This is a genomic window from Mesorhizobium sp. B2-4-3 (assembly GCF_006442815.1).
Classification (GTDB): domain Bacteria; phylum Pseudomonadota; class Alphaproteobacteria; order Rhizobiales; family Rhizobiaceae; genus Mesorhizobium.
The window spans coordinates 101,969-122,050 of sequence record NZ_VFVL01000014.1; the positions used below are offsets into that span (position 1 = coordinate 101,969).

Annotated in this window: 19 protein-coding genes; 8 read left to right on the forward strand and 11 right to left on the reverse strand. The window is 64.5% G+C overall.

Going from position 1 to position 20,082, the window contains the following annotated elements:
• Positions 1 to 55 precede the first annotated feature (55 nt).
• The 5 genes from FJ956_RS15680 to FJ956_RS15700 all read right to left on the reverse strand — a co-directional run bounded on the left by FJ956_RS15680 (position 56) and on the right by FJ956_RS15700 (position 6,108).
• Complete coding sequence (locus FJ956_RS15680) at positions 56 to 829, reverse strand: UdgX family uracil-DNA binding protein (RefSeq protein ID WP_181170420.1); 774 nt, start codon at positions 827 to 829, stop codon at positions 56 to 58.
• 47 nt (positions 830 to 876) lie between these two features.
• Positions 877 to 2,283, reverse strand: coding sequence for a glutamine synthetase family protein (locus tag FJ956_RS15685; protein ID WP_140684921.1), 1,407 nt, complete (start codon positions 2,281 to 2,283; stop codon positions 877 to 879).
• Between the two features lie 11 nt (positions 2,284 to 2,294).
• Entirely contained in the window at positions 2,295 to 3,671 is a 1,377-nt protein-coding gene (locus FJ956_RS15690) for an aspartate aminotransferase family protein (protein WP_140684920.1), read from the reverse strand.
• A gap of 123 nt (positions 3,672 to 3,794) precedes the next feature.
• Positions 3,795 to 4,769, reverse strand: a complete 975-nt coding sequence (locus FJ956_RS15695; RefSeq protein WP_140684360.1) for a WD40 repeat domain-containing protein — start codon at positions 4,767 to 4,769, stop codon at positions 3,795 to 3,797.
• Between the two features lie 307 nt (positions 4,770 to 5,076).
• Positions 5,077 to 6,108 (reverse strand): GTP-binding protein, encoded by a 1,032-nt coding sequence (locus tag FJ956_RS15700; RefSeq protein ID WP_140684361.1) that lies wholly within the window; start codon positions 6,106 to 6,108, stop codon positions 5,077 to 5,079.
• Positions 6,109 to 6,494: 386 nt separating this feature from the next.
• Here FJ956_RS15700 and FJ956_RS15705 point away from each other — a divergent pair, with 386 nt between their 5' ends.
• Complete coding sequence (locus tag FJ956_RS15705) at positions 6,495 to 6,965, forward strand: MarR family transcriptional regulator (RefSeq protein WP_140644703.1); 471 nt, start codon at positions 6,495 to 6,497, stop codon at positions 6,963 to 6,965.
• A gap of 329 nt (positions 6,966 to 7,294) precedes the next feature.
• Here FJ956_RS15705 and FJ956_RS15710 read toward each other — a convergent pair whose 3' ends face one another.
• Entirely contained in the window at positions 7,295 to 8,155 is an 861-nt protein-coding gene (locus FJ956_RS15710) for an AraC family transcriptional regulator (RefSeq protein WP_140684363.1), read from the reverse strand.
• Positions 8,156 to 8,199: 44 nt separating this feature from the next.
• Between FJ956_RS15710 and FJ956_RS15715 the strand changes: the two genes are divergently transcribed.
• The 6 genes from FJ956_RS15715 (at position 8,200) to FJ956_RS15740 (ending at position 13,256) form a co-directional block, all read left to right on the forward strand.
• Positions 8,200 to 8,607, forward strand: a complete 408-nt coding sequence (locus FJ956_RS15715; protein ID WP_140684365.1) for a DUF2000 family protein — start codon at positions 8,200 to 8,202, stop codon at positions 8,605 to 8,607.
• Between the two features lie 435 nt (positions 8,608 to 9,042).
• Entirely contained in the window at positions 9,043 to 9,927 is an 885-nt protein-coding gene (locus FJ956_RS15720) for a DMT family transporter (RefSeq protein ID WP_181170387.1), read from the forward strand.
• Between the two features lie 67 nt (positions 9,928 to 9,994).
• On the forward strand, positions 9,995 to 11,017 hold the full coding sequence (locus FJ956_RS15725) for a LacI family DNA-binding transcriptional regulator (RefSeq protein ID WP_140684407.1): 1,023 nt from the start codon (positions 9,995 to 9,997) through the stop codon (positions 11,015 to 11,017).
• Entirely contained in the window at positions 11,014 to 11,997 is a 984-nt protein-coding gene (locus FJ956_RS15730; RefSeq protein ID WP_140684369.1) for a 2-hydroxyacid dehydrogenase, read from the forward strand. Before FJ956_RS15725 ends, FJ956_RS15730 begins: the two co-directional genes overlap by 4 nt.
• A gap of 79 nt (positions 11,998 to 12,076) precedes the next feature.
• On the forward strand, positions 12,077 to 12,466 hold the full coding sequence (locus tag FJ956_RS15735; RefSeq protein ID WP_140684371.1) for a hypothetical protein: 390 nt from the start codon (positions 12,077 to 12,079) through the stop codon (positions 12,464 to 12,466).
• Between the two features lie 115 nt (positions 12,467 to 12,581).
• Entirely contained in the window at positions 12,582 to 13,256 is a 675-nt protein-coding gene (locus tag FJ956_RS15740; RefSeq protein ID WP_140684373.1) for an outer membrane protein, read from the forward strand.
• Between the two features lie 40 nt (positions 13,257 to 13,296).
• Here the strand turns inward: FJ956_RS15740 and FJ956_RS15745 are convergent, their stop codons facing one another.
• Positions 13,297 to 14,070: a gamma-glutamyl-gamma-aminobutyrate hydrolase family protein gene (locus FJ956_RS15745; RefSeq protein WP_140684375.1), complete on the reverse strand. Its 774-nt coding sequence runs from the start codon at positions 14,068 to 14,070 to the stop codon at positions 13,297 to 13,299.
• A gap of 266 nt (positions 14,071 to 14,336) precedes the next feature.
• Here FJ956_RS15745 and FJ956_RS15750 point away from each other — a divergent pair, with 266 nt between their 5' ends.
• Entirely contained in the window at positions 14,337 to 15,446 is a 1,110-nt protein-coding gene (locus FJ956_RS15750; protein ID WP_140684377.1) for a TRAP transporter substrate-binding protein, read from the forward strand.
• Positions 15,447 to 15,507: 61 nt separating this feature from the next.
• Here FJ956_RS15750 and FJ956_RS15755 read toward each other — a convergent pair whose 3' ends face one another.
• From FJ956_RS15755 to FJ956_RS15770, 4 genes are all read right to left on the reverse strand, one after another.
• On the reverse strand, positions 15,508 to 16,533 hold the full coding sequence (locus FJ956_RS15755) for a zinc-dependent alcohol dehydrogenase family protein (RefSeq protein WP_140684379.1): 1,026 nt from the start codon (positions 16,531 to 16,533) through the stop codon (positions 15,508 to 15,510).
• A 10-nt stretch (positions 16,534 to 16,543) separates the two neighbouring features.
• The gene (locus tag FJ956_RS15760; protein ID WP_140684409.1) at positions 16,544 to 18,331 is read right to left on the reverse strand and encodes a TRAP transporter large permease subunit; all 1,788 of its coding nucleotides are present in this window, start codon (positions 18,329 to 18,331) and stop codon (positions 16,544 to 16,546) included.
• A complete protein-coding gene (locus FJ956_RS15765; protein ID WP_140684381.1) occupies positions 18,331 to 18,936 on the reverse strand; it encodes a TRAP transporter small permease subunit in 606 nt (201 codons plus the stop codon). The genes FJ956_RS15760 and FJ956_RS15765 overlap by 1 nt, the downstream gene beginning before the upstream one ends.
• Positions 18,937 to 19,111: 175 nt before the next feature.
• Positions 19,112 to 20,017, reverse strand: coding sequence for a branched-chain amino acid ABC transporter permease (locus FJ956_RS15770; RefSeq protein WP_140684383.1), 906 nt, complete (start codon positions 20,015 to 20,017; stop codon positions 19,112 to 19,114).
• Between the last annotated feature and the right edge of the window lie 65 nt (positions 20,018 to 20,082).

Genomic DNA, 20,082 nt, shown 5'->3' on the forward strand with positions numbered 1-20,082 from the left:
GGACAGAGGGGGGCGTGAAGAAACGCTACGGATCTTGCTTTGCGGTCCGTCCGGATTAAGCCCCCATCAGCCCCTTCACCTTCCGCATATCCTGCAAAAACCGGTCCCGCGCCGCCGCCTTGTCCTCCTGCTCGCGGATGCGCAGGATGAAGGAGGGGTGGATGGTCACAAACACGCGCAAGCCATCCTCGCGCTCGATCACATCGCCGCGCATCTTGGTGATCGGCACGGCCTTGCCGAGCAGCGACTGCGCCGCCGTCGCGCCGAGCGCCACCACGAGGTTCGGCTTGACGAGGTCGAGCTCCTTGTCCAGCCACCAGCGGCAGGCCTGGATTTCGCCGGCATTGGGCTTCGAATGGATGCGCCTCTTGCCGCGCGGCTCGAATTTGAAGTGTTTGACCGCATTGGTCACATAGACCTTGCGGCGATCGATTTCGGCGTCGTCCAGGATGCTGTCGAATATTCTGCCGGCCGGGCCGACAAATGGCTTGCCGGCCAGATCCTCCTGATCGCCGGGCTGTTCGCCGACGAAGACCACGTCCGCGCTTTCCGGTCCTTCGCCGAACACGGTCTGCGTTGCGTCATGCCAAAGCGGGCAGCGGCGGCAGCCTTTCGCCTCTTCGCGCAACTCCGGAATGTCTTCGGCTTCAGGCGCCACCACATCAGCCGGCTCGGGCGTCGGCCAATGCTTGGTCTTCACCTTGGCATGGTGCGGTACTGGGGTGGTTGGCATCCGGTCGATCATCTCTGACGCGGCTCTGTCTGCTCCTGCTATCAAATCTGGAATGAGCGAGGCCACGGGAAGGTTCCGCCAATATTTCTTCGGCATCTCCTGCCGTCGCCAAAACGTGATCGCCGCGCCGGTCAGGCCTGTGCTCAAACCTCATGCAGGTAGAGATGATAGTCCAGCTCGCTGACGGTGCGGGCGACACGCAGATATTCCGCTTGCTTGATCGCCACGAAGGTCCGGTGCAGATCGGGGCCGAGCGCCGATTTCAGGAAATCGGAGCCTCTGGCCGCCTCGATCGCGGCGCGCCAGTCGGCCGGCATGGTCGACTTCTCCGGTGCCTGCTCGTAGCCATTCCCGGTCGTCTCGAGCCCGGGGTCCAGACCCTCATCCAGGCCTTTGACGATGCCGGCCAGCACCGTTGCGGCGACAAGGTAGGGATTGGCGTCGACGCCGGACGGCCGGTGCTCGATGCGGCGGTTCCTGGCGTCGCCCGCCGGCACGCGCAGCGCCACCGAGCGGTTGTTGACGCCCCATGTCGGCGCCACCGGCGCGTAGGACTGCGAGACGAAACGCCGCCACGAATTGGCGTGCGGCGCGAACACCAGCATCGATTCCGCCATGGTGTGGATGAGGCCGCCAAGCGCATTGAGCAGTGTTGGCGACCATTTTTCGCCGGCTGCCTCGGTGAAGACGTTGCGGCCGGCATCGTCCTGCAGCGAGACGTGGAAATGCATGCCGGAGCCGGCATAGGCCTCGATCGGCTTGGCCATGAAGCATGCGGTGACGCCGTGCCGGCGCGCCTGCGCCCGCACCAGCCGCTTCAGCATGACGAGGTCGTCGGCCGCCCGCATCACGTCCTTGCGGTAGTTGAGCGTCAGCTCGTACTGGCCGGGGGCGTATTCGGAGATCACCGTCTCGGCCGGAATGCCTTGCGCCTTGGCGGCCGCGTAGATGTCGGAAAACAGCGGCTCCATGCCGTGCAGATGATCGACCGAATAGACCTCGGTCTTGGCCGAGCGGCGGCCGTCGAGCACCGCGCGGGCGGCTTGCACCTTGCCGTCCGCGTCGCGTTCGTTGGCAAGGAGAAAAAATTCGAGTTCGAAGGCGCCGGCCGGATGCAGGCCGCGTGCCGCCAGCAGTTCCACCTGCCTTGCCAGCACCAGCCGCGGGTCGGAGGTCATCGGCTGGCCGTCGAGATGGTGCATCGACATCAGCACCTGGCCACGCGGCGGGTTGGTGCCGAAGAGCGGCGCCAGCGTGCCGGGGATCGGCCATGCCCTGAGGTCGCCGTCGCCGGTGTCCCACACCAGTCCGGTTTCGTGCACGTCCTCGCCGGTGATGTCGAGGCCGAGGATCGAGATCGGCAGATGCCGGCCATTCTCGAAAATGCCCATCAGCTCGTGCCGGCGCACGATCTTGCCGCGGCCGATGCCATTGGCGTCGGTCAGCACGATGTCGAACGCCTCGATCTCGGGATGCGCGTCGAGAAAGGCCTTCGCCTCGGCGGGCGTCGAGCCGGAAGGAGAGGTGGTAACGGCGTTCGGATTGTCCATCGCCGCTTTTCTCATGCCGTAAGCCTCGCCGCAACCGCGGCGAAGGCGGCGATCAGCCGGCTCACTTGCGCTGAAGTCGTTGCCGGCGAGATCAGCATCATGTTGTGGAACGGCGCGATCAGCACGCCGCGATTGACCAGCGCCACATGGATTGCGGCTTCCAGCTCAGGCGCATGCGCCTTTTCAGCCGCGCCGCCGTTTCGCAGCGGTCCGGGCGCGCAGATGAACTCGACGCGGGCGCCGACCCGCGCGACATGCCAGGGCAGCTTGTTTCGATCGATGACGGCGGTCAGCCCGGCGTCGAGGCGGCGCGCCAGCCGGTCCATATGGGCATAGGCCTCCTCGGTCATCACCTCTTCCAGCGTGGCCCGCATCGCCGCGAATTGCAGCGGGTTGGCAGACAGCGTCGTGCCCATGCCGGAATAGCCGGGCTCCTTCACCCGGTTGTAGGCGCCATAGCGGGTGGCGACCTCCTCGCTCATGCCCCAGATGCTCGCCGGCACGCCGCCGGCCACCGGTTTGCCGAGCACGAACAGGTCCGGCTCCAGCCCGTGCTTGCGCGTATAGCCGCCGAGGCCGGTCGAAATCGTGTGCGTCTCGTCGATCAGAAGCAGCGTGCCGGCCGCACGGGTCAGGCGTCGCAGCGCGTCGTGAAAGCCGGGTTCCGGCAGCACCATGCAGGAATTGGTCAGCACCGGCTCGGTGATGACGCAGGCGACGTCACGGTCAGCCAGCGCTGCCTCGAGCGCGGCAATGTCGTTGAACTCGACGATCTTGGTCGCCCGCGTCAGGTCGCGGAATTCGCCAGCCAAGCCCGGCCGGTTCACCGGCTTGCCGTCGATCAGCCGCACCATCGTCTCGTCGACCGAGCCATGATAGCAGCCGTTGAAGACTAGGATCTTCTCGCGCCCGGTCACGGCGCGGGCGACGCGCAGCGCGAAGCGGTTGGCATCGGTGGCGGTGGTGGCGATCTGCCAGTAGGGCAAGCCGAAGCGCTGCTGCAGGAGCGGGCCGATCGCCAGCGCATCTTCGCTGGGCAGCATATAGGTCAGCCCCCGCCCGGACTGGCGGCGGATGGCGCGGGCGACCGCCGGCGGCGAATGGCCGAGCATCGAGCCGGTGTCGCCAAGGCAGAAATCGTCGAGCTTGTTGCCGTCGATGTCGGTGATGGTGGCGCCTTTCGCGCCGTCGACCAGGATCGGGAACGGCGTCGGCCAGTCGCTCATCCAGTGCATCGGCACGCCGCCGAGGAAGCCGGCGATGCCGTTGCCGAGCTTCGCCTCGGATTTCGGCCGTGCCTTACGGAAGGCGGCCGCTTCCGCTTCGCGCAACTCGGCGACGCGGGCGATGTCGATGCCGCCTATGGAAGTCCCGTCGATTGAATGCATGAAGCCCCCTTCAGGCAGTAGGCAGTAGGCAGTAGGCAGTAGGCAGTAGGCAGTAGGCAGTAGGCAGTAGGCAGTAGGCAGTAGGTGTCTTCTTCCTATTGCCTAATCCCTACTGCCCAATCCCTAACCTGTGATATCGATTACGCCGCAGTCGCCGGCGGCGCTTCCGAAGACGATGCGGCGTTCTTCCTTGTCCCACATCATCGCGGTGATGGCGCCCTTGCCGGGGCGGCGCAGCAGCACTTCCTTGGCGTCGGCGAAGCGCGCCGCGATCACCATGCCGTCCTCATAGCCGATGGCCGTGACGTCCTGGCTCGGATGGCAGGCGACGCACGTCACCATGGTGTTGCCGCGCGTGCCGAGCTCCAGCGGCGCCTTGCCCATCGGTCCGTCTTTGCTGGCGAACGGCCAGACGATCGCCGCCGGCGCGCCCGAACTCGCCAGCCATTTGCCCTTGACGCTCCAGGACAGGCTTTTCACCTTGCCGGGATAGCCGCTCATGCGCATGTGCTTGCCGTCGGCGAGCTTCCAGCCATGCAGCGCGTTTTCCTGCATGGTGGTGACGAGGAAGGCGCCATCCGGCGAAAAGGTTATGCCGGTATGGGCGCCGGCCCACTCAAGCTCCACCGGCTTGCCCTCGGCCGCCGGGAAATGCAGCGTCGCGCCATTGTAGCGGGCGACGCCGAAACGCATGCCCTTGGGCGAGAAAGCGAGCCCTTCCACCGAACGTGGATGGGCAAATTCCTTGATCTTGCCGTCGGCGAAACGCACGAAGGCGGTCTTGCCCGAGGCATAGGCGATCGCGCCCTGCGGCCCCGAGGCGACGCTGGTGATCCACTTTTTTCCGGCGCTGGCCAACTCGTCCACCTCGCCGCCGGCCTTCACGGCAAACACCTTTCCGTCCTCGCCGCCGGTGATCAGCCGGTCGTTGGCCGCGTCGTGGAAGGTGGCAAGCAGACCGTCATTGGCCTGAACCGTCTTGTGCCCATTGTCCAACCGGTGGATCGCGCCATCGGCCAAAGCGAAATGCGGCACGTCGTTGAGGAACACGGCGGCAACGCAATGGCCTTCGAGATCAAGCGGGGCGACTGTGGGCATGAGGAGCTAATCCATTTGAGATTCCTGCCCTTCCCCATAAGCGGTTGGGCTAAGGGTCTCAACCCGCTTCGGATTGCGATAAGGGAAGGGCGCAGGCATTGCGACTTCCCTTCTCCCCTTGTGGGAGAAGGCGGCCGAGCGAAGCTCGGTCGGATGAGGGGTGTTCCAGGGAACGCCGTCGTCCTCACTCCGCTGGAACACCCCTCAACCGTCTCGGCGCTGCGCGCCGATCCACCGCCCGGGGCGAGCCACGGGTCTCGCCCGTCCTTCGGATCCCACAAGGGGAGAAGGGAAGAGGGCGCGAAAATCAAGCCGCCTGACAGGCCTCGAAACTCTTCCTGAGCCGCTCGGCGTCGAGATCGCGGCCGATGAAGACCAGCCGGCTCTCGTGTTTCTCGCCGTCCTTCCAGGCGCGCTGGTGATCGCCCTCGAGGATCATGTGCACGCCCTGCAGCACGTAGCGGTCCTCGTCGCCCTTCAGCGCGATGATCCCCTTCAGCCGCAGGATGTTCGGTCCTTCCATCTGGGTCACTTTCTCGATCCAGGGGAAGAATTTCTTGGGGTCCATCTCGCCGCCGCGCAGCGACACTGACTTCACCGTCACGTCATGGATGTCGGAAGCATGGTCGTGATGGTGATGATCGTGACCGTCATGATCGTGATCATGATCATGGTCGTGATCGTGCGCATCGAGGAAATGCGGATCGTTCTCCAGCGCCCGCGACAGGTCGAAAGCGCCGCGGTCGAGCACTTCGTCCAGCGCCACGCCGGCGCGCTGCGTGCGATGGATCCTGGCCGCCGGGTTGATGGCGCGGATCGTCGCTTCGACCTTTTCGAGCTCCTCCGTCGTGACGAGGTCGGTCTTGTTCAGCACCACCACGTCGGCGAAGGCGATCTGGTCCTCGGCCTCCTTGGAATCCTTCAGGCGCAGCGGCAGGTGCTTGGCGTCTACCAGCGCCACAACCGCGTCGAGCTTGGTCTTGGTGCGCACGTCGTCGTCCATGAAGAAGGTCTGCGCCACCGGCACCGGGTCGGCGAGGCCCGTGGTCTCGACGACGATGGCGTCGAAGCGGCCGGGTCGCCGCATCAGGCCTTCGACGACACGGATCAGGTCGCCGCGCACCGTGCAGCACACGCAGCCATTGTTCATCTCGTAGATTTCCTCGTCGGATTCGACGATCAGGTCGTTGTCGATGCCGATCTCGCCGAACTCGTTGACGATGACGGCGTAGCGCCTGCCGTGGTTCTCCGACAGGATGCGGTTGAGCAGCGTCGTCTTGCCCGCGCCGAGATAGCCGGTGAGAACGGTTACGGGGATTTGCGTCTGTGCATCGCTCATGGCTTGCCTCGAAATCTTGGCCTCGAAAATCTTGGGTGGTCGGCCTCATATAGGATGGGTGCCGCGCTTTTGCACGCGCCAAACCGATGGGCCAAGCGGCCGCTTCAGCCGGGATGGCGCCGAGGACCGATCGGTGGCGGCCGAGGCAGGCCAAACGGAGGTGCCGCGTGAGCGTCCAATGGCTCTGGCCAGCCTCCGCTGTGAATCTCGCCGGCGCAAAAGTCGTTTGTCATCTAACTGAAATAAACATCTGGCATCACCTGCGCGGGCACCGCAATGCTTGCCGGCAAAGCGTTCTGCAAGCCGGACTCTTTAAATCGTCATTTGCCAGCCGTCGGACAGCCTCCATGCTTGCCCGCGCCGGTTCGGCCGAAGAGGGAACGACCATGGCCAAGGCGGACAAGACAGCGACAATGAGCCGGCTGCATTCGGCGGCAAGGCTGGCGCGCACGGCGCTCGCTGCGCGGCTTCTGGCGCACGGCTTCTATGCCGGCCAGGACCAGATCATGCTGGCGCTCGACCGCGAGGACGGCCAGACCCCAGGCAATCTCGCCGGCCGGCTCGGCGTGCGCCCGCCGACCATCACCAAGACCATCAACCGGCTGCAGGCCCAGGGTTTTCTGGAAAAGCGCGCCTCCAACGCCGACGCCCGCCAGGCCCACATCTTCCTCACCGAGTCCGGCCGCGAAACCATCCGCGCCATCGAGAAGTCGGTCAAGAAGACCGAGAAGCAGGCGCTGAAGGGCCTCGACAAGAAGGACCAGAAAGCGCTGTTCAAGCTGCTCGCCCGCATCGAGGCGAACCTGTCGAACGAAGACTTGGTGCTCATGGACGACGACGCGGAGCTGGATGAATAAGCGCGATGCGCAGCATCGTCGCTCCACGCACCGTGTTGGCATTGTGAGCGTGACGCGCAGCGTCATCGCTTAACCGCGAGACGTTCCCATTAACGAGCGACGCGAAGCGTCGTCTCGAGCGCGATGCGCAGCATCGTCGCTCCACGCACCGGCGTCGGCATTATAAGCGCGACGCGTAAGCGTCGTCGCTTCACGCACACCCATGCATCGGCGGCTTAGCGGAAAGGGCGACGATGCTGCGCATCGCGCCTGGGCGACGATGCTGCGCATCGCGCCTGAACGCCATCACCGGACATCTCGCGGTTTCGCGACGACGCTGCGCGTCGCGCTTACGCGTCGCTCACCAGCGCCGCCCAGCGTCCTGGCGTCAATCCAAACGCCTTCTTGAAATGCCGGTTGAAATGGCTCTGGTCGCTGAAACCGGCGGCAGCGGCGATCTCCGCCAGCGACTCTCCCTCGGCAATCATGCGTCGCGCCCTTTGCAGTCTCCGCATCAGCAGGAAGCGATGCGGGCTGGTCGAATAGGTGGCGCGAAAATGGCGCGACAGCGCGTAGCGGTCGAGGCCTGTAACGGCCTCCAGTTCATCGGAGCGCACCGGCCGCTCGGCATTTTCCTCCAGATAGTCGCGGGCAAGCGCGGCGACGCGCCATGCGGTCTTGCCCGTTGATTTCGCCGGCTTTCCGGCGTGGCGTCTCAGCTGTTGCGCCAGTTGCGCGACGAAATCCGCTACGAACAGGTCGCCGAGTGCCTCGTCCAGCGGTGCGAGCGCCGACAACAACGTGTCGCGCAAGCACGGATCGTCGACCACGGCGTCGCGGACGAAAGGCAGCGGCTCGCCATCGAGGCAATCGAGCAGCAGGGACGGCTCCAGATACAGGATCCTGTAGCGCAGGCCGTCTTCCGTTCCGGCGCCGCCATCGTGCAATTCATCCGGGTGCAGCACGATCGCCTGGCCGGGCAGGCTGTGTCGCAGCGCGCCGCGATAATGGAAGCGCTGCACGCCGTTCAACGTCACGCCGATGGCATAGGTGTCGTGCCGATGCAGCTCGAAGGGGTTGCCGTGGAAGCGCGCCTCGATGCGTTCGAGACCCGAGCCGCCCGGCGCCGAAACGATGCGATCGCCGTTGGCTGCGTCCGCGCACGAACGTTCAAGACCTTCTTTCGCTTCTTCGCCTAGAGCCTGCGCCATCGCCTTTCCCGCCCGTCACGGGCCATCTCGGAGTCTCAATCTTGGTGTTCGATACGAAAATTGCAATTGTCCTGAGAGAGGACCTGCCGGTGTGGCAGAAGCTCAACGTCACCGCGTTCCTGACCAGCGGCATCGTCGCGCAATTCCCCGAGATCATCGGCGAGCCCTATCGCGACCGAGCCGGCAACCTCTACAACCCGATGTCGATCCAGCCGGTCATCGTCCTGTCCGCCGATGCGGCGACGCTGGGCACGATCCATCGCCGGGCATTAGAGCGTGGCGTGACGACGTCAGCCTATGTCGAGGAGATGTTCGCGACCGGCCACGACCTCGCCAACCGCGCCGTCTTCGCGGAATTCACCCCGGACGACGCCAAGATCGTCGGCATCGCCTTGCGCGCCGAAAAGAAGCTCATCGACAAGATCACCAAGGGTGCCCGCATGCATGCCTGAACGGACGGAAAGGGCGGCGTGTCCCTTCGTCCGAAGGGCTATTTGGAACGCTTGGGGTTAGCCGCGGCCTCCCAGCTTCATCATCCTCGGGCTTGACCCGAGGATCCATTCCGTGACCTTCGCCGAAGAGCGCGGCGGAGCAGAATTCTGCGCCGTCGCAAAGCATCGTAGTCACGGAATGGATTCTATGGTCTGCGCCGCGTCGCTTCGCTCCTTGCTCCGCCATAGAATGACGACCGCGCGAACTGTTCAGGCCAAATCGCGAACAGCAATGCGCTCTAAGCCTGACCGAAGCGCTTGTTGGGCCAGTCGCTTTCGGCTTGCTGGCAAGCGGCGATTGCCGCAGAAGGGTAACGTCCATCTTCCTTCGGCCGGCCCTTGACCATTTCCAAAAACAACGACGACAGCGCGACGCCGCCCGCGGCGATGCTTCTGATGCTTTGCGTCTATGTCTGCTTCACCTTTCTCGACACCTCCAGCAAATATCTGGTGCTGGCCGGCGTCTCGGCGCTGATCGTCGCCTGGACCCGCTTCACCGTCCATGTGCTGCTGGTCGGCCTCTTCTTGCGCGGCTGGCGCGAGCCGGCACGTTTTCGCGCCAACAACCTGCCGGCTCATATCCTGCGCGGCTGCATGCTTTTCGGCTCGACCATGTTCAACATCCTGGCGCTCAGGACGCTGCAGCTCGCCGAGACCACGTCGATCTATTTCTTCGGCCCGATGGTCATCACCGCGCTTGCCGGCCCGCTGCTCGGCGAATGGGCCGGCTGGCGGCGCTGGCTGGCGATCCTTGCCGGCTTCGTCGGTGTTTTGATCATCACCCGGCCCGGCGTCGGCGTGTTCGGCATCGGCCATCTCTTCGCGCTGGGCTCGATGCTGTCGAACAGTTTTTACGTGATCATGACGCGGCGCATGTCGTCGACGGAGACCTCGGAGAGCTTGATTCTCTTTTCGGCGCTGACGCCGGCCGTGCTGCTCCTGCCGCTGCTGCCTTTCTCGCTGTCATTGTCGCAGGATGGCTGGCACTGGGTCATCCTGTTGATGCTCGGCGTCTTCGGCGCCGGCGGCCACTATTTGCTGGTCCGGGCCTATCGCTTGGCGACCACGACGCAGCTGGCGCCTTATCCTTATTCGCAGATGGTGTGGATGATCATTTCCGGACTGCTGATCTTCCACCAGTTCCCCGATCGCTGGACGTTGCTGGGTGCTGCCATCATCGTTGCCAGCGGGCTCTACATCATCCATCGCGAGCACAGGCTTCGCGTGCGCAACTCCGCCTCGCTCGACACGGAGGCCGAGGCGCTGGCGAAAAAACTTTGATTTGCTCCGGATCAGATGGCATAACGCCGCATTTAAAAAATTTAAAGACCCTGGGGAGCGAAGGGCACTGGCACAGAAGATCAAGCTTTCGACGATCGCGGATGCGCTCGGCGTCTCCACGGCAACGGTATCGCTGGCGCTGCGCGACAGCCCGCTGGTCGCCGGCACGACGCGCGAGCGCATCAAGGAACACGCCCGCGCCATCGGCTATATCTACAACCGCCGCGCCGCCTCGCTGCGCACCTCGCGCTCCGGCATCGTCGGCGTCGTCGTGCACGACATCATGAATCCGTTCTTCGCCGAGATCCTGCGCTCGATCGAAAGCGAGCTCGACCGCAGCCGCCAGACCTTCATCCTGTCAAACCACTACGACCAACTCGAAAAGCAACGCACCTTCATCGACACGCTGTTGCAGCTCGGCGCCGACGGCGTCATCATGTCGCCGGCCATCGGCACGCCGGCCGAGGACATCATCATGGCCGAGGAAAACGGCCTGCCGGCGGTGCTGATCGCGCGCACCGTCGCCGGCGCCGACGTGCCGGTGTTCCGCGGCGACGATGCCTATGGCACCGCACTTGCCACCAATCATCTGATCTCGCTCGGCCACAAGCGCATCGCCATGGTCGGCGGTACCGACCAGACCTCGACCGGCCGCGACCGCTACCAGGGCTATCTCAACGCGATGGAGGCGGCTGGCCTGGAGGTGAAGCCGTCCTGGCGCATTCCCGGGCCGCGCACCAAGCAGGCGGGTTTCGAGGCCGCGGGGCAGTTTCTGGCGCTGAAGGACAGGCCCACCGCGGCTTGCTGCTGGAACGATCTGGTCGCGATCGGGTTGATGAACGGCATCGCGCGCGCCGGCCTCGTGCCGGGCGTCGATATCTCGGTCACCGGCTATGACGATCTCGAGGAGGCGGCAATCGCGACACCGGCCCTGACCACGGTCTGGAACGGCCAGCGCGAGGTCGGCCGCCGCGCCGCCAGCGCCCTGCTCGACAAATTGAACGGGCAGGCGGTGCGGCCATCGCAGGAGCTGATCAAGCCGGAACTACATGTGCGGCAGTCGACCGGCAAGCCGGTGGAGCGTGCATGAGCAAGGCCGAAGGAAAACTGCCGGTCGCCATCCTGGTGCCGGGCGATTTCAACGGCCATGCCCTCGGCCGCATCGACGAGGCGTTCAAGCTTGTGCGGATCGAACGCGCCGATCCGTCTTTGGTCACGGACGAGATGCGCGCCACGGTGCGCGGCATCGCCTCCTATGCAGGCATCGACGCGGCGATGATCGATGCGCTGCCCAATCTTGAGATCATCGCCAGCTTCGGCGTCGGCTATGATTCTGTCGACGCCGGTCACGCGGCGAAGCGCGGCGTCATGGTCACCAACACGCCCGACGTCTTGACCGAGGAGGTCGCCGACACCGCCATCGGCCTTTTGATCAATACCGTGCGCGAGCTCTACGCCGCCGAGAAATGGCTGCGCGACGGCGACTGGGTGGAGAAGGGCAATTATCGCCTGAGCCGGCTTACCTTGCGCGGCCGCAGCATTGGCATTTTCGGCATGGGCCGCATCGGCCGTGCCGTCGCCCGTCGCCTTGAAGCCTTCGGCCTGCCGATCGCTTACCACAACCGCCGCAAGGTCGAAGGCCTGCCTTACGCATATCATGCCACGCTGAAAGGCCTCGCCGAAGCCGTCGACACGCTGATCTGCATTGCGCCGGGCGGCGCTGCCACGGAGAAAGCGATCAATGCCGGGATCCTGTCGGCGCTGGGTACGGACGGCGTCTTGGTCAACATCGGCCGCGGCTCGACGGTGGATGAGACAGCACTTGCCGCTGCCCTCGAGAGCGGCACCATCGCGGCCGCCGGGCTCGACGTCTTTGCCGACGAACCGAACGTGCCGCAGGCCCTGCTCGATGCTCCCAACACCTCGCTTCTGCCGCATGTCGGCTCGGCGTCGGATCACACCCGCCGCGCCATGGCCGATCTATGCGTCGACAACCTCGTCGCCTGGTTCGCCGAGCGCCGGCCGCTGACGCCCGTGCCCGAGACGCTCAACGTCAAGGCGCGAGCCTGAAGCACGTCGCCACATCCGTTAACACCCACTTAACCCTTTGGAATCATTCTGCATACTTGGTTATGTGCGGAGAGACAGGGTGAAGCTGTTCGTTGGCTTGGTGGCGTCGGTCGCGTTGTTCGGGGGCGCTCGGTTCCTGCCTAGCGGCAACGACCAAATCGGTGCCACGGAAGTCACTCCGGCAAACGTTTACCGGCTGATCGCCAATGGCGATGAAGCGGCCTGCGCCATCCACCGCGGCGCCGAAGTCTCGGAGGGCCTGTCGTTGCTTTCCGTCGCCCCGAACTGCCGCAAGCTGATGCCTGGCATCGAGCGCGTCAAATTCTGGAGGGAGCAGCCGGACGGCTCGGTCGCCTTCAGCGAGAACGGCGTCGATCCGATCGTCACCTTCGGCGTTGCCGATGGCGACGGCTACGAATCCTACGCGCCGGCCGCGCCGTTGCTCGCGCTGACAGGCAATGACCAGTAAACCGCAAGGCGTGGTCTTTTTGCAACTTCCGATAGGAAAACATCTCCAAGGTGCCTGCCTATCTTTGCAACGCATCCAAAGCCGAATAAATTAGGCTTGGCTTTGGGGTGCTTCGATGAAGTCCTTTCTTCTTGCTTCGACCATTCTCGCCTTGTTCCCGGCCGGTGCGTTCGCCGCCGACGCGCTTTCGCCTGCTGCTCCCGCGACTTATGAGTGGAGCGGCTTCTATGCCGGTGTCCAGCTTGGCCATGGCTGGGGAAAAGTCGACAGTCACGATTCTTCGATAGCCAGTGGCTTTTCCGATTGGGCCGATTCCTGGAACAGCGATGGGGTCCTGGGCGGTATTCATATCGGCTACAATCAGGCTTACGATCAATTCGTTCTTGGCGCCGAAGCCGATATCGAAGCCTCGGGAATGAGCGGTTCGGTTGACTCGGAATTTGCCGGCACGATCAAAACCAAGATCGACGTGCAAGGCTCCCTGCGCGCACGCCTTGGTTATGCGATGGGGCCAGCCCTGCTCTACGCGACAGGCGGTTTGGCGGTTGCTCATTTCGATACCCACTATGACGAGGGCGGAACGAGCGACAGCTCTTCGCATACGAAAGCTGGCTGGACATTGGGCGCTGGCGTCGAATATGCATTCGCACCGAATTGGACGACGCGCGTAGAGTATCGCTATAGCGACTTCGGCAAGTTCACCGACAATCCGGCGACCGATAGCAGCTTCCTATACCCGACCCATGTGACTACAAACGCCGTGCGCGTCGGCTTCAGCTACAAGTTCTGATCTCAATTGGCGAAAGGCGGCGCTTGAAGCGCCGCTATTTCTACTCCGCCGCGGCGCGTACGCCAGCCTTTGCCGCCGCATGCAGGCGCACCGCATCGCCGAACGCGCGAAAAATCTTGGCGGAATTGCTGTCCGACTTCACCCAATATTCGGGGTGCCATTGCACGCCGACCGCGAAGGCGCGGGCATCCTTGACGGAAACCGCTTCGATCGTGCCGTCGCTTGCCAAAGCCTCGACCTGGAGCCTGGAGCCGAGCCGGTCGATCCCCTGCCGGTGCAGCGAGTTGACCTTGATGTCGCCGGCGCCGAAGACGCCTGCAAGGCAGCTGCCCGGCTTGATCGAGATCGTCTGATGGATGGCGAAGCGCTCATCCTGATTGTCGCTCACCGGCGCGCGGTGGTCGAGCGAGCCCTCGCGTTCCTGGATTTCGGTGCCCAGCGTGCCGCCGAGGGCCACGTTGAGCTCCTGGATGCCGCGGCAGATGGCTAAAAGCGGCACGCCGCGCTCGAGTGCCTTGCGGATCAGCGGCAGCGTCGTGGCATCGCGCGCCGGATCGTAAGGACCGTTGGCCTCGCTCGGGTCGCCGTCGTAAAGCGAGGGATGGACGTTGGATTTCGAACCCGTCAGCATGACGCCGTCGACCGAGGACAGCAATTCGTTGAGGTCGAGCCGATCGCCGAAGGACGGCACCAGCAAGGGGAACACGCCGGCGCCCGCGACGGCGGCTTCCAGATATTGCTGGGGGGCTGCGTGCCAGGTGTAATTGTCGAACTGGCGGACGTCGGTCGAGACGGCGACGAGCGGCTGCAGCATTTTGGGTTTGGTTTCCATCAGGCCAAGGATTTATTCTGCCTATAAAATAAGCGATCCGTCGCGGCTTTTCCATGGCAAGTTTGGCCGCCTCGCATAGGCCAGCGAAGGGAATGTTAGACTATAGTTGCAGGCGGTTGCGGAATGGCGGCAACGTCGGCCCGCGGCGCTGGACTCGACTTCTTGCCTGTGTATGTTTCTCCCCCAACCGATCCGGGCGCCGAGGATGCCCTCGCATCGGTCAGCTGATCCGCAAGGGAGGAAACTTAATGGATCGTCGTTCATTCATTCGCAAGGCCGGCACGTCCGGCGTGGGCGCCGCCGCAGCGGCTGCGGCACTCGCCACGCCGGCCATTGCCCAGTCCAATCCGAAGGTGACCTGGCGGCTTGCGTCGTCCTTCCCGAAGTCGCTCGACACGATCTATGGCGGCGCCGAAGTCTTCTCCAAGATGCTGTCCGAGGCGACCGACGGCAATTTCCAGATCCAGGTCTTCGCTTCGGGCGAGCTGGTGCCCGGCCTGCAGGCCGCCGACGCCGCCGCCGCCGGCACCGTCGAAGCGGCGCACACCGTGGCATATTATTACTGGGGCAAGGATCCCACCTGGGCGCTCGGCGCCGCCGTCCCCTTCTCGCTCAACGCGCGCGGCATGAACGCCTGGCACTACCATGGCGGCGGCATCGACCTGTTCAACGAATTCCTTGGAACGCAAGGGTTGTACGGCCTGCCGGGCGGCAACACCGGCGTCCAGATGGGCGGCTGGTTCCGCAAGGAAATCAACAGTGTCGCCGATCTCTCCGGCCTCAAGATGCGCATCGGCGGCTTTGCCGGCAAGGTCGTCCAAAAGCTCGGCGTGGTGCCGCAGCAGATCGCCGGCGGCGACATCTACCCGGCGCTGGAAAAGGGTACCATCGACGCCGCCGAATGGGTCGGTCCCTATGACGACGAGAAGCTCGGCTTCTACAAGGTCGCACCCTATTACTACTATCCCGGCTGGTGGGAAGGCGGCCCGACCGTCCACCTCTTGTTCAACAAGGCGAAATATGAAGAGCTCTCGCCGACCTACAAATCGCTGGTGCGCACCGCGGCGCAGGCCGCGGATGCAAACATGCTGCAGAAATACGACTATGTGAATCCGCCGGCGGTGCGGCGGCTGGCGGCCGGCGGCGCCAAGCTCAGGCCATTCAGCCAGGAGATCATGGCGGCCTGCTTCGAGAAGGCCAACGAGGTCTATGCCGAGATGGAATCCAACAACGCGCCGTTCAAGAAGATCTGGGAATCGATCAAGGCCTTCCGCAAGGAGCACTACCTCTGGGCCCAGGTCGCCGAGTACAATTACGACACCTTCATGATGGTGCAGCAGCGCAACGGCAAGCTGTAAGGATTAGGCAGTTGTCTTAACCTGGGAGGCCCTGGCTAGTCCGGGGCCTTTGCATTGTGCGTCAGCGGTTCGGCACCACCAGCACCTTGACCTCGCCCGGCGCCGGCGGATTGGCGATCACCTCCGGCGCTTCTTCGAGACTGACTTGCCTCGAGATCAGCCGGTCGATCTCGATCGCGCCGGAGGCGATCAGCTGGGCCGCCCGGCCATGCGTGAACGGGTTGAGGAAGGAGCCCAGCACCTTCAACTCCCGGAACAGAAGGTCGAACGGCTCGATCCCCACCTTCATGCCTTGCGGCACCACGCCGACGACCACCACCGTGCCGCCGGCACGGGCCATCCGCATCGATTGCTCCACCGTGTCGCGCACCCCGGCGCATTCCAGCACCACGTCGACGCCGCCGGGCGCCAGGCCGTTCGGCCCGGCGACGGCCGCGATGGGGTCGCCGGCGCTTGGATCGATCGTCGCGGTCGCGCCGAGTTCTTGCGCCAGTGCGCGGCGCGAAGCCTGCCTGGTCGACAGGATGATGGTCGCCGCGCCCGCAAGCTTGGCCAGTTGCACGACGAGCAGGCCGATGACACCGCCGCCGAGCACCACCACTGACGCGCCCGGCCTGATCGCGGCCAGGTCGACGCCGTGCAGGCAGCAGGCGAGCGGCTCGCAGAAGGCGCCATGCGTCGGCTTGAGGTTCGCGGGCAGCCGGAAGGCCTGCCTGTGCGGCATCAGCACATAGTCGGCGAAGCCGCCGTCGCGGTGGATGCCGATGGCGCTCAGATTGCTGCAGAGATTGACGCGGCCGGCATGGCAGTGGGCGCAACGTCCGCAGGCGATGTTCGGATCGCCGGTGACCCGGTCGCCGACGGCAATGCCTGATACCGTCTCGCCGACGGCTTCGACAATGCCGGAAAATTCATGGCCGAGCGTCACCGGCGGCGTGCAGGGAAACTCGCCATGGAAAAGGTGCCGGTCGGTACCGCAGATGCCGCAGGCCTCGATCTTAACGAGAACGTCCTCCGGCCCGGGAACGGGCTTTGGAACCTTGCGCAGCGCGATGCCGCCCACTTTCTCCAGCCGCACGGCTCTCATGGGGGTCACCTCAATTGAATTTGGGCGGCTGCGAGAGATCGGGCGCGGGGGCCGGCTTGGCCGGCGCGTCGCCGAAATTCGGCGGCTGCGACAGGTCGGGCGTGCCGGGCGCAACTGGTGCGGCGCCGCCGTTGGCCGGCGCCGCGCCATTGTCCCCGGGCGGCGTGCCGAGCGGCGACAGCGAAGGCATGTCGGGCAGCTTGAGGTCGATCGTGCTGGGCTCCACCGCGGCGCCCTTATAGCGCATGACCATCTGCGGGAAGGCGATGGTGAGCCCGATCATGATCACCTGGATCAGGACGAACGGCACGGCGCCCCAATAGATCTGCCCGGTGCTGACCGGGGCGATCTGCTTGCCGGTGATCCTGTCGAGGTAAGGCACGCGGGCCGCGACCGAGCGCAGGTAGAATAGCGCGAAGCCGAAGGGCGGATGCATGAAGCTCGTCTGCATGTTGACGCCGAGCAGCACGCCGAACCAGATCAGGTCGATGCCGAGCTTGTCGGCGGCCGGCGCGAGCAGCGGCACGATGATGAAGGCAAGCTCGAAGAAATCGAGGAAGAAGGCGAGCACGAAGACCAGGATGTTGACGCCGATCAGGAAGCCGGTCTCGCCGCCGGGCAGCGAGGTCAGCAGGTGCTCGACCCAGACATGGCCGTTGACGCCGTAGAAGGTCAGCGAAAAGACGCGCGCGCCGATCAGGATGAACAGCACGAAGGCGGAAAGCCGGGTCGTCGAGGCCAGCGCCTGATTGATGACGTCCATCGTCAGGCGGCTCTTCATCGCCGCCATGATGAGCGCGCCGACGGCGCCCATGGCGCCGCCTTCGGTCGGCGTGGCGATGCCGAGGAAGATCGTGCCCAGCACCAGGAAGATCAGCGCCAGCGGCGGGATCAGCACGATCACCACCTGCTGCGCCAGTTTCGACATCATGTTCAGTCCGAGCCGCTGATCGAGGATGGCGACGACATAGATGACGACGACGCCGACGGCGAAGCCGAGGATATCGGCATTGTCGCCGTGGGTCGGCGCAAGGTAGCGATAGGCCGCGTAGGAAATCGCGCCCGTCACCACGAGTGCCACCAGCAGAGATATCACGCCGTGGCCGAGCGTACGCGCCTCGAGCGGCAGCGCCGGCATCGAGTTCGGCCGGACGATCGACATGATCAGGATGTAGAGCATGTAGAGGCTGGTGAGCACGAGGCCGGGGATCAGGGCGCCGGCATACATGTCGCCGACCGAGCGTCCCAACTGGTCGGCAAGCACGATCAGCACCAGCGACGGCGGGATGATCTGCGCCAGCGTGCCGGAGGCCGCGATGACGCCGGAAGCCACGCGGCGGTCATAGCCGTAGCGCAGCATGATCGGCAGCGAGATCAGCCCCATGGCGATGACGGAGGCGGCGACCACGCCGGTCGTTGCGGCAAGCAGCGCGCCGACGAAGATGACCGCATAGGCAAGGCCGCCGCGGATCGGCCCGAACAGCTGGCCGATCGTATCGAGCAGGTCCTCGGCCATGCCGGACCGTTCGAGCACAATGCCCATGAAGGTGAAGAAGGGTATCGCCAGCAGCGTGTCGTTGGACATCACCCTGGTGCCGTAGAAATTGTCGGGCAGCGCATGCAGCAGCGGCCAGGCGAGGTTGATCGACCCGCCGGAATAGGGCGACAGCACGACGCCGATGAAGAAGAACATCAGCCCGTTGGCGGCGAGCGAGAAGGCGACGGGGTAGCCGATCAACAGAAAGATGACCAGCGAGGCGAACATGATCGGCGCCATGTTCTGCGCGATGAATTCGATCACGGGCGGACCTCGCCGGCGAGCGCCTTGGCCTCTTCGGCCAGCGCTTCCGCCTCGAGCTTGGCCTGGTCGTGCGCCGACACGAAAGGATTGGGATCGTCCATGTCGCCGCGGATGATGGCGATCTTCTTGATGATCTCGGAAACCCCTTGCAGCGCGAGCAGAAAGAAACCGACCAGCAGGATGGCCTTTGCCGGCCACACGATCAGCCCGCCGGCATTGGTCGACATCTCGCCGCTGCGGAAGGACAGCGACACATAGGGCACGAAATAGATCACCATCAGCACCACGAAGGGCATCAGGAAGAACAGGTGGCCGAAGAGGTCGATCCAGTGCTGCACGCGCCGCGAGAACATGCCGTAGACAATGTCGATGCGGATATGGTCGTTCTGCTTCAGCGTGTAGGCGGCGGCCAGCATGAAGGCGGCGCCGAACAGGTACCACTGCAGCTCCAGCCACGCGTTGGAGGACGTGTCGAACACCTTGCGGATGACCGCATTGCCGGCGCTCACCAGGATCGCGAGCAGGATCAGCCAGGAGACCCAGCGGCCGATGAACTCGTTGATGCGGTCGATCGTCCTGGATAGAGCGAGCAGCCCTGCCATGCATATCCTCCCTGGCCATGCGGCGCGCCCGATTCCCCCTCCGGTGTCGCGTCGCTTGGCCCAACGGTATGCAGTGCGTGGTCCGGCAGGTCAACATGACAGGCAGGACGAAACGGGCACGGCGGCGGAAACCCCCACGGGCTCACCGAACGTCATGCAACCAAAGTCTGAAGGTTCAGGCGATCTTGGCCTGGTCGCGCCCGGCGCCGATCAGCACCAGCATGGCGACGAGGAAGAGATAGATCCAGGCGTCGCGCCATTCGAGCGGGAAATAGCCGGCCCAGAGCGATTCCGCCATGCCGAAAGCCGCGGCGCCCAGCGCGGCCTTGAGCGGTGACAGATAGCCTCCGACCGCCGTCACGAACAGGATCTTGAGGCCGTAGATCAGCCCGGTGCCGAAGGAGACATTGCCGTAATAGAGGCCGGCAAGCACGCCGGCCAGGGCAGCGCATAAGCCGCCGAACAGCACGGCAAGGCGGAACACAGCGCGCACATCGACACCGCACATCGCCGCCGCTTTCGGATCGTCGGAGACGGCGCGCCAGGCGCGGCCGAAGCGCGAATGCGAAAACAGCCAGGCCGCCAGCGCCACCACCGCGATCACGCCCGCGCAATCGAGCAGCTGGATGACGGTGAGCGTGACCTTGAAGCCGTCGCCCTCAGCGAAGATCACGGGGTTGGCGAGCATCGGCGGCAGCCAGAGATCGTGCGTGTCGGCGGCGATGCGGCTCGCCTCCGACAGGAAGATGAGAATGCCGAGCGTCGTCACCACGATGGCGTTGGGCGAGCGGTCGGCGAGCCTCTCGAAAACGCTGCGCGACAACACGTGGCTGATCAGCGCCGCATAAAGAACAGCCGCGACCACGCCGAGCGCTACTGCGGCGGCCAGCGTCAGCCACAGCGCCTGGTAGCCGAAAGCGGCCGTCAGGATCATCGTCTGGCCGCAAAAGGCGAACAGCGCGCCATAGGCGAGGTTGGTCCGATGCAGGATGCCGTTGGTCAGCACATAGCCGAAGGCGAGCAGCGCATAGAGCGCGCCCGAATGCAGCCCGTTCAGCACCTGCTGGAAGAAATAGAGCATGCGATATCCTACAGGTCGTATGACGCGACCTCGCCGGACCGTTGCATTCGGAATCTAACTTGTCA

What these genes read in the sequence shown, in the direction of transcription:
- FJ956_RS15730 (WP_140684369.1), top strand. Translation starts at nt 11,014, where the DNA reads ATGAGCAAGGCCGAAGGAAAACTGCCGGTCGCCATCCTGGTGCCGGGC.
- FJ956_RS15690 (WP_140684920.1), bottom strand. Translation starts at nt 3,671, where the DNA reads ATGCATTCAATCGACGGGACTTCCATAGGCGGCATCGACATCGCCCGC.
- FJ956_RS15740 (WP_140684373.1), top strand. Translation starts at nt 12,582, where the DNA reads ATGAAGTCCTTTCTTCTTGCTTCGACCATTCTCGCCTTGTTCCCGGCC.
- FJ956_RS15695 (WP_140684360.1), bottom strand. Translation starts at nt 4,769, where the DNA reads ATGCCCACAGTCGCCCCGCTTGATCTCGAAGGCCATTGCGTTGCCGCC.
- FJ956_RS15765 (WP_140684381.1), bottom strand. Translation starts at nt 18,936, where the DNA reads ATGGCAGGGCTGCTCGCTCTATCCAGGACGATCGACCGCATCAACGAG.
- FJ956_RS15750 (WP_140684377.1), top strand. Translation starts at nt 14,337, where the DNA reads ATGGATCGTCGTTCATTCATTCGCAAGGCCGGCACGTCCGGCGTGGGC.
- FJ956_RS15705 (WP_140644703.1), top strand. Translation starts at nt 6,495, where the DNA reads ATGGCCAAGGCGGACAAGACAGCGACAATGAGCCGGCTGCATTCGGCG.
- FJ956_RS15770 (WP_140684383.1), bottom strand. Translation starts at nt 20,017, where the DNA reads ATGCTCTATTTCTTCCAGCAGGTGCTGAACGGGCTGCATTCGGGCGCG.
- FJ956_RS15700 (WP_140684361.1), bottom strand. Translation starts at nt 6,108, where the DNA reads ATGAGCGATGCACAGACGCAAATCCCCGTAACCGTTCTCACCGGCTAT.
- FJ956_RS15680 (WP_181170420.1), bottom strand. Translation starts at nt 829, where the DNA reads ATGCCGAAGAAATATTGGCGGAACCTTCCCGTGGCCTCGCTCATTCCA.
- FJ956_RS15745 (WP_140684375.1), bottom strand. Translation starts at nt 14,070, where the DNA reads ATGCTGCAGCCGCTCGTCGCCGTCTCGACCGACGTCCGCCAGTTCGAC.
- FJ956_RS15755 (WP_140684379.1), bottom strand. Translation starts at nt 16,533, where the DNA reads ATGAGAGCCGTGCGGCTGGAGAAAGTGGGCGGCATCGCGCTGCGCAAG.
- FJ956_RS15710 (WP_140684363.1), bottom strand. Translation starts at nt 8,155, where the DNA reads ATGGCGCAGGCTCTAGGCGAAGAAGCGAAAGAAGGTCTTGAACGTTCG.
- FJ956_RS15720 (WP_181170387.1), top strand. Translation starts at nt 9,043, where the DNA reads ATGCTTTGCGTCTATGTCTGCTTCACCTTTCTCGACACCTCCAGCAAA.
- FJ956_RS15685 (WP_140684921.1), bottom strand. Translation starts at nt 2,283, where the DNA reads ATGGACAATCCGAACGCCGTTACCACCTCTCCTTCCGGCTCGACGCCC.